Consider the following 8,320-nt stretch of genomic DNA (forward strand, 5'->3'; position numbering starts at 1 on the left):
GTCTAGGACATATGTCTTGATTGGATCTGTATTCCCCGTCTGATGGAGATCCGATGATTTACGCGGCAGCCGCGGTTATCCTCGGCCTTTCGTATTCCATCAACCCTTGGGGAACGTCTTTGTCAGCTCTACGGTTGGACAATAGCGAGCTAAGGCTTACAAGAAGGTGATCGCCCAACCAATATGACAATCGTCGAATTAATCCGTGCCTTTGGCCGGGATCTTCCTATTGGTATCGTCATTACGGAGGCTGCTCTTGAGCCGCCTGGGCCGATTATCACCTACGTCAACCCAGCCTTTGGGAAGTTAGTCGGACGCGATCCAGACGAGATTGTTGGTCTGAGCCCACGCTTCATGCAAGGTCGAGAGACGCGCAGGGCGACGCTCGATATCTTCCACCATGCCTTGAAAAGGGGAGAGCGCTTCCACGGCTACCTGACGAACTACAGAGGTGATGGAACACGATATCGCGCCGAGATCGATTGCCGTCCCATTCGCAATATGCGCGGCGAGATCGAGGGCTTTATCTCATTCGAGCGTGAGGTGATCCGCCGAATTGGGCGCCCGATTGCAAACATCGCAGGGCGCTACGAGGACGCTTCGGCAAGTAACGATCAGTTAGGGAATGCCTTGCGGGCCTTGGGCATTTTTGTCGCATGAAACCAGGCTTATAGCTCTCCAGTTCCTGCTATGTCAGCCTAATAACTAAATCTGCGCCCCCGAAAAATATCATATGATCATATTTTATCATTGTACATCATTTGATATTAATTTGAAATAAACTTGTGTGATGCTATAGAAATTTTCTTATCAGCACTCTGTGGTGCTATAGAAAATTAATTCTAGCTATCATTCGTAGCAAAGTTTGTCTTCAGCCGCCGCATACCAGGTGGTTTCAAGGCGTGGTCAATCTAGCGGTTTAGTCGGGAGTATCAACCGATGGTGTCGGCTGAAGAAAGCAACCGTCTAGACGCGCTTCTCAGATTAGACCTCCTTGACACGTCACCGGGGGAGAACTTCGATCGTATCACACGAATGGCAAGCCAGATTTTCGACCTGCCAATCGCAGCTATATCTCTCACCGATAGCGACAGACAATGGTTCAAGTCGCGGGTCGGCGTAGAACACAGCTCGATCCCACGTGAGAAGGCACCATGTGCTGAAGTGGCCGAGAGTCGCGACCTGTTGGTGATCGAGGACTTTCTCACAGATCCCTGTTATCACGACAGCGTCTTGGCAAGAGCTGGAATACGTTTCTATGCTGGGGTTCCACTCATGACGCGCGACGGTTTCGGTCTTGGCGCCATGTGTGTGCTCGGAACATCCCCGCGACAGGCAGAGCCCTCTGAGCTAGCGGCCCTTCACGATCTCGCCGCTATGGTGATGTCGCAGATCGAGTTGCAGCATGCCTTCGGACGCATTGATCCGATCAGTGAACTTCCGAACCGAACACAGTTTTTCGATGACCTTAGCGATCTGGCTCGTAATGATACAACAAAAGCGCAAAATATCGTGATTGTTGTTGATTTGATCTCTGTTGAGCAGATGAACCATGCTGTACGCGTCATGGGCTCGGCCGTTATCGATGATCTCGTCAGAATATCAGCACGCAATTTTCGGTCCTTGATTGGGCCGCAGCGAAAAGCATATCATATCGGAAGTACACAGCTAGCGGCATTAGCACCCGAAAGCATGGACGAATTTGCCTACGTCAATCTTTTGAGCACGCAGGCTCAGAAACTCCGAAAGCTAGGCGGGCCGGATATGATTGGCACCGTCGCGCTGGGGATCGCTCCCTTTATCCTGGGAGAGCTACCCCCGAGCGACATTTTGAGGATTGCCCAGGGAGCAGCGCAGGACGCTCGTGCGACAGGCAAGCTTTTTCAAATCCATTCGAACACCTCGGACAACGCCTTCCAACGAAGCTTCATGCTGTTGCGGGATTTCGAGGCAGCGTTGCAGAAGCCCTCAGAGTTTTCTCTCGCCTACCAGCCTCGCGTCGATCTCGCCTCCGGACGTTGTGTGGGCGCCGAGGCTTTGATGAGGTGGACGCATCCGACGCTCGGGTCGATCGCTCCAGGTGAGTTCATCCCTCTGATCGAGCGCATGGTCCTGGCAACACCAACAACAGCCTGGGTGCTGGACACTGCTGTCTCACAGCTGGCGCAGTGGCGAGAGATGGGCTTGGAGCTGATCATCTCGGTCAACATCTCTTCCACCAACTTGCACGAAACCGATTTTGCGGCCCGCGTCGGGCAGGTTCTGGCGCGCCATCGAGTGCCACCCGAGTTCCTTGAGCTTGAGATCACCGAAACGGCAGTAATGAACGATGCCGAGCAAGCCCTGAACCAGCTTAATGAGCTGGCTGCTGCCGGTATTCGTTTAGCGATCGACGACTTTGGCACCGGGTATAGTAGTTTGTCCTATCTGCAGCGGCTGCCGGTCCATGTCGTAAAGATCGATCGCTCTTTTATGAATGAGATCGATACCGATCCACGCCAGTTCTCACTGGTCACCATGATGATCTCGATGGCGAAGCATCTTGGCCATCGCGTTGTAGCCGAGGGCGTCGAGACGCAAGCTGTACTCAGCCAGCTCCAATCGACAGCCTGTGATGAGGTGCAGGGCTACCTCTTCGCTCGCCCTCTACCGGTGAATGAAGTTGCAAGTTGGATAAGGGATTTTAATTCGTGAGACAATCATAGATTTAATTATTCTTATTATTTTATCCGGGTTTTTGTCTATTAAATTGATGGTGACTATACCGTTGGCCTGCCCCCATCTGGTGGTCCGGGTTCGAAGTTAGTGCATCGTCGGTCGTGTGACGATGGCAGGACGAGCGGACGGCACTGATCCGCTCGGTTCGGTTGGCCAGATTACGACCTCCGGCGCAGGTGACTGGTAGCCGAGCGACGAGTGCGGTCGGAGGGTGTTGTAGTGCCTCCGCCATTGCTCGATCACGACGCGGGCCTCCTTGAGAGTGTAGAACAACTCGCCGTTGAGGAGTTCATCCCGCAGCTTCGCATTGAAGCTCTCGCAGTACCCGTTCTCCCACGGACTGCCTGGCTCGATGTAGGCAGTTGCTGATCCAACCGCTGCGATCCAGTCTCGGACAGATCGAGCGATGAACTCAGGTCCATTGTCCGAGCGGACATGGCCCGGCACACGGCGCAGGCTGAACAGATCCGAGAGCACGTCGATCACTTCGAGGGCCTTCAGTTTGCGGGATACACGGATCGCGAGGCACTCGCGCGTGAACTCATCGATGACGTTCAACATCCGGTACTTCCGACCGTTGTGCGTGCGGTGCTCGACGAAGTCATACGACCAGACGTGGTCAGGTCGCTCCGGCCGCAGTCGCAGGCACGATCCGTCGTTGAGCCAGAGGCGCGACCGCTTCGGCCGGCGAGCGGGAACCTTGAGGCCCTCGCGGCGCCAGATCCGTTCGACCCGCTTCACGTTCACCGTCCATCCGTCACGCCGGAGCAGCGCCGTGATTCGACGGTAGCCGTAGCGCCCGTACTGCAGAGCCAGAGCGACGATGGCGGCCGTCAAAGCGGCTTCGTCCTCGACCAGGACGGCGACCTTGCGCTGGGTTGAACGATGTTGACCCAGGACACGGCAAGCGAAGCGTTCCGACACACCGTGCTCGGCAACGACGTAATCGACGCAAGCCCGGCGGCGAGCCGGGCTCAGAAGTTTCCCGAGGCCGCCTCCTTCAGGATCAGCTTCTCCAAGGTCAGGTCCGAGATCGCCCGGCGGAGGCGCTGATTCTCCGTCTCCAGAGACTTCAGCCGCTTGAGCTGATCACCCTTCAGGCCGCCGAACTAGGAACGCCAGCGATAATACGTGACTTCCGTCACCTCGATCGACCGGATTGCTTCGGCGACCTTACGGCCTTGCGAGATCAACACATCAACCTGACGCAGCTTGGCAACAATCTCTTCAGCCGTATGATTCTTCCGTCCCATGACAACATCCTCCACATGGCTCGAAGCCATACCTCAGGGAGGACCACTTTTCAGGGGGAAGGCCAGGTTCGGCATCCCCGTAAAGCCGGCCCAGGATCAAAGGTTCATCATGATATGGCCGCAGCATGCGTCGGCTGACCGACAGCGCGTTCAGTCCACAGGCGGGAAGTGTTCTATGAACCGCACGCCATCCCATAGCTCGACGGCGTGTCCATCAACGAGCCGGCGGGCACGCTCTACAGCTTCATCGTCCTCATCGCCTTCGATCCGTTCCATCCGCAGCACCTGGCCTCCGCGGTCGAGGATCAGAACGCGATAACGCGGCGGGACTGGCGCCTTATCGAGATCGGCAAATCCGATTGGTGGGTCTGAGGTCATAGCCGGAGCTCCACGACAGGCCAGAGCACACGGCCCTCAGTCAGCGACGCCCAAAAATCCGGCCGCGGATAAACGCATCTAAGCCGATCCCCGCTCGCAATTCATCATTTGATTGCATCCTGCGTAAACATGCACGGCTAGCGTGTCATTCCTGCGCATCATCACCCCCCAACGAAAAAGGCTCGCCGGGTAAGGGGGCGCCGAGATTGGGTTCGAATAGGTAGCTCTGGGGGAGGGCCACGCACTCACTATTTTAAGACCAAACTATATTGCCTCACAAGCGCGTGCGTCTGCCGTACGCTGGTGTGCAAGCCGGACGAGCTGCGATGGTGCGGCCGCCCGGCGAGCGCCGTTGACGTCCTATCTTGTCGTGGACGCGCTTGGCCGGCATGGGATCGGAAATGACAGACAACCCATCTCACGAAGCAGCCGAAGCCCTACGCACGATCGGCCGGAACGTCGAACCACCAGGCAACGACCTGGGCCTTTGGCTCGTGGATGGCCATGAGTGCAGCGATGCCGAACTGATTGCGCTGGCGCAACTTTTTGGGCTGCTGACTGAACCCGAACAGGCAAGATGAGCTAGACCGTCGGCGCGAGCAACTTCACAGCCACGCTTTGGTGTGACACAGTACCGTGATGCCTACCACGCTCCCCGGCGGATGCTGCGTCGTTGTCCTCCCGTACGACCCTCATCCAGGGCGCTATGTCTGGCTGATCAGTCGAGAGCACGGTCCAGCCGTGAGGCCCCCAAGATCCTATCCAGACGAACGAACGGCGCTCCTTGCAGGCCTCAATCAAGCCAAGCAATTTGCTGAGCCGCAGGCTTCGTTTTTTGGTTCTTTGGCTACATAAGGCCGCAAAAAGCCAGCCGCAGCTTGCGCCGGACTGGCTGAAAGATTGAACTCATCTCGACGAGCTATTCGGCCACATGGAGAGCAGCTGCTAGGTCCAGAACGGCAGATGGCACACTTTCGAGCAGGTGCCTGATCATTTCGGATCGATCGTCGAGCATGACCGAGGGCGGCTCGCCGACGATCATGCGCCACCCCTTCACAAAATCAGCGAGCGACAGCCGAGCGAGAGGGTCTTTCACTAGCGCCGCATAGTCCAAGGACGGTGGCACGAGGTCGGTCATACGATAGCTACTTCTGGCGACCAGATAGGTTCACAGCGGCTGCGTCTAGGGTGAAGAGATCAGCGCCGACGATGTGGCTCCGTGCTACCGGAATGGAACACACGAAAAAGCCCGCTGCGGCTGATACCGAGCGGGCTGATCTGATAGGTTCGCCGCGGGGATTAGCGACGAAGTGAACCGGCGAGCTGTGGGTTAGAGCCCCTTCTTCGTCCCAATGGTCCGGCCGCCGCCGCGACGCACCATCGAGCGGCGCATGGTGTGCTGCCGCATCATCGAGCGCCGGCTCATCCGCACCTGGACGGTCGGGGCCTCAGGCTGGACGAGGCTCGGCGCCGGGGCGGGCGTCGCGGCGGAAACCGCACCGGCTGACATTAGAACGGCACCGAAGGCCGCGGCTGCGACCGCAGACGCTGTGAAACGGATCTTGGTCATCGGGGCCGGTTCCTTGCAGCGGCACCGGGTTGGTGCCACGGCGGGAAACCCCAGGCACGATCCGATCGTTCCTCAGTCACGATTGCTGTCGACCAGCTACATTTCAGGGCAGGTTTGAAAAGATTTCTACTGAACTTGGAGGTAAGAGAAATATTGATAATTGTTGGTTTTCTGCAAAGGCTGAAACTTTCCTATTTCCTGGCTCGTCATGTCATCGTTTTGGTGATCAAAGCCAAAAGGGCAGGAGAAACTTATGCGTGCAGGTTTGCTAACTTTTGCCGGGATGATTGTAGCTGCTTCGCCTACCTCGGCACAGGAAATTCAAAAGCCGTCCGTTACGGACCAACAGAGAAAATCTGTCGGTGACGAAAAGGCCGCTGAGATCCGAGCATTGATTGAGAAGGCTCGTATCAGACAGCAAGGGGTCGATCGGCAAAACGAGAATTTATGGGCTCGCTGGACGTATGCGGTTTGCATTGGCTGCGGGCCGGTATCGGGGAAGATCCGCATGGTGCGAACGAACCCCTTACGGGTCCTGATGGGCATTCCTGCTCCCGAAGATGACGCCCGCGGGGAACGCGGAAAGCAGCGCATTTAACCGCCAAGCATGTTCGTACGATTGAGGCCGAGATCGCACTTACAGATGAGAGCGTCACCACCATGTCAAGCAGTGCCACGCTGGCCTAGGTACGATGGGCGGATAAAACAGTTCGTGAAGCAGCTGATGACTAGCGGCTCAAACGCGTAGCTTCTCCTTGAATGCCACATTTGATGGTTACTAAAGCTTAACCGAGAAACTACACGCCCCACTAGCGAGCGCAACCTGAGGCTGAATTCGTGTATTGAGAAATCGGTTTTAGCCACTGAGGATGTGATCCTGATGTCAAAGCCGTTTGAAGGTGCCGTAGTTGTCTGGCTCGACCCCAATCGCCCAGATTTCGGGGTCACACTCATAAACGATGTTCCTTCAGGCCTCTCCGCCTTGCATCGGTACGGCATTGACGAGGCACTACAGAGCACCGAGGCGCCCCTTTGGCATACTGCAGCCGGTGCACTCGTTCGCGCTGATATCGAACCGTCGCCCACGAACATCCAAAAGGCTTACGACGCTCTTTTACGCTTGGTGAAATGCACCGCCCCTGTCCCGTCCTGCATACGTCTCCGAGTATCCCCGCGTGGTCTACGCGAGCATGTAGAAGCCTTCTTTGGACTAGATTGGGAAGAACTCACAAATTGACCCTTGGTAGTGGGAAGGCCAGTTTGTTGCAGAAGCATTGCCCCTAGGGCTTAAATCAGGCGGTGAGTAGTTGGCATCAGGGCTCACCGCCATACCACCATTTTCAGGTACATCATACCGAGCACCGAAATGATGTGCAGCCGTGACGACGTTGCATGAGTCTGCCTCGGGTCCGGTGCAATCCCGCGGGCCCAACCAGCGTCGTGATCGGCCAGTCTACAGACGCGGCCTTCCAAACTTGGATGCTTTGCGTCTCATGCTGGATCGGCTGACGCCTGCACAAGGGTCAAGATCCGGAGACGTTCTTCAGGATCGGAAATCCGCATGAAAGCCTGGATCAGCGCGTAGCATTCACGTTCGAAGCCGCCATTAGCCTTTGTCTGCTCCACGGGCTTGGATACCGCTTCGATCGCGTTCTGCGATTGATACAGAACGGTCAGCGAGACCTGCAGCGCGTCGGCGATCCGCTGTAGGGGCGTGCTCTTGGCCATGAGGCTCACTGATCGAGGAAGCCGATCGGTGTCATCCTCTTGCGGTCCGGCTTGCAGCGGTGGGCTGGGAGGCGGCGCTTTCGATCCCATGACTTATCCCTTTGCGAGCGGACGTGGTCAGCCCCCATTGAAGTGGTCCGCCCTTTGGTATGGCTTTTGAGCCTGGAGGACGGACGAGATGGCAAAGCACCCGAAGCCCGAGGAGATCGTCGCGAAGCTACGTCAGGCGGACGTTCTGATTTCACAGGGCCAGAGCGTGGCCGATGCAATCCGCGCGCTCGGTGTGAGTTCGGTGACGTACTACCGGTTGCGGCGTGAGTTTGGCGGCCGGAAGTCAGATCAAGTTCGACGGATGAAGAGTCTTGAGACCGAGAATTCTCGGCTTCGAAAGGCCATCGCCGATCTCACCCTCGACAAGCTGATCCTGCAGGAGGCGTCCCGGGGAAACTTCTGAGCCCCGCGCGCCGACGCGCTGTGTCGAGCGATGCTGTCCGAGCGCCCGACAGGCACGGCGCTCGGAGATGTTCATCGTCAGCTGGATGTGCTCGACACAGGCGCGTCGGCGCGCGGGGCTCAGAAGTTTCCCCGGCCGCGGCCGGACGCGAGCAGATCATCCTTGCAGGCATCCAGCAGACCCGCCTCTCGCACGCGGAGCTTCAAGCGGCGGTCGGCG

General features: G+C 57.2%; 8 protein-coding genes and 3 pseudogenes. 6 read left to right on the top strand and 5 right to left on the bottom strand.

Annotated features, from left to right (window positions below; translation table 11 throughout):
• Positions 1 to 183 precede the first annotated feature (183 nt).
• Together MKK60_RS00550 and MKK60_RS00555 are read left to right on the top strand one after the other, a co-directional pair.
• Entirely contained in the window at positions 184 to 660 is a 477-nt protein-coding gene (locus MKK60_RS00550) for a PAS domain-containing protein (RefSeq protein ID WP_243983470.1), read from the top strand.
• Positions 661 to 939: 279 nt separating this feature from the next.
• On the top strand, positions 940 to 2,694 hold the full coding sequence (locus MKK60_RS00555; RefSeq protein ID WP_243983471.1) for a putative bifunctional diguanylate cyclase/phosphodiesterase: 1,755 nt from the start codon (positions 940 to 942) through the stop codon (positions 2,692 to 2,694).
• A gap of 108 nt (positions 2,695 to 2,802) precedes the next feature.
• Here MKK60_RS00555 and MKK60_RS00560 read toward each other — a convergent pair.
• A pseudogene (locus tag MKK60_RS00560) lies at positions 2,803 to 3,971 on the bottom strand (IS3 family transposase).
• Between the two features lie 207 nt (positions 3,972 to 4,178).
• Here MKK60_RS00560 and MKK60_RS00565 point away from each other — a divergent pair.
• Both MKK60_RS00565 and MKK60_RS00570 read left to right on the top strand, forming a co-directional pair.
• Entirely contained in the window at positions 4,179 to 4,343 is a 165-nt protein-coding gene (locus MKK60_RS00565) for a hypothetical protein (protein ID WP_243983472.1), read from the top strand.
• Positions 4,344 to 4,750: 407 nt separating this feature from the next.
• Positions 4,751 to 4,930, top strand: coding sequence for a hypothetical protein (locus MKK60_RS00570; protein WP_243983473.1), 180 nt, complete (start codon positions 4,751 to 4,753; stop codon positions 4,928 to 4,930).
• A 338-nt stretch (positions 4,931 to 5,268) separates the two neighbouring features.
• Here MKK60_RS00570 and MKK60_RS00575 read toward each other — a convergent pair whose 3' ends face one another.
• Together MKK60_RS00575 and MKK60_RS00580 are read right to left on the bottom strand one after the other, a co-directional pair.
• Positions 5,269 to 5,487, bottom strand: a complete 219-nt coding sequence (locus MKK60_RS00575) for a hypothetical protein (RefSeq protein WP_243983474.1) — start codon at positions 5,485 to 5,487, stop codon at positions 5,269 to 5,271.
• 192 nt (positions 5,488 to 5,679) lie between these two features.
• A complete protein-coding gene (locus MKK60_RS00580; protein ID WP_243983475.1) occupies positions 5,680 to 5,919 on the bottom strand; it encodes a hypothetical protein in 240 nt (79 codons plus the stop codon).
• Positions 5,920 to 6,172: 253 nt separating this feature from the next.
• On the opposite strand from MKK60_RS00580, the gene MKK60_RS00585 reads away from it, so the two are divergent.
• Complete coding sequence (locus tag MKK60_RS00585; protein ID WP_243983476.1) at positions 6,173 to 6,517, top strand: hypothetical protein; 345 nt, start codon at positions 6,173 to 6,175, stop codon at positions 6,515 to 6,517.
• 893 nt (positions 6,518 to 7,410) lie between these two features.
• Here MKK60_RS00585 and MKK60_RS00590 read toward each other — a convergent pair.
• Positions 7,411 to 7,647, bottom strand: a complete 237-nt coding sequence (locus tag MKK60_RS00590; RefSeq protein WP_243983477.1) for a hypothetical protein — start codon at positions 7,645 to 7,647, stop codon at positions 7,411 to 7,413.
• 178 nt (positions 7,648 to 7,825) lie between these two features.
• On the opposite strand from MKK60_RS00590, the pseudogene MKK60_RS00595 reads away from it, so the two are divergent.
• A pseudogene (locus MKK60_RS00595) lies at positions 7,826 to 8,125 on the top strand (transposase); the annotation flags it as partial.
• Here the strand turns inward: MKK60_RS00595 and MKK60_RS00600 are convergent.
• Positions 8,117 to 8,233, bottom strand: a pseudogene (locus tag MKK60_RS00600) (IS3 family transposase); the annotation flags it as partial. The pseudogenes MKK60_RS00595 and MKK60_RS00600 sit on opposite strands and share 9 nt — an antisense overlap.
• Positions 8,234 to 8,320 lie beyond the last annotated feature (87 nt).

This window comes from Methylobacterium sp. J-092, assembly GCF_022829325.1.
Lineage (GTDB): Bacteria > Pseudomonadota > Alphaproteobacteria > Rhizobiales > Beijerinckiaceae > Methylobacterium.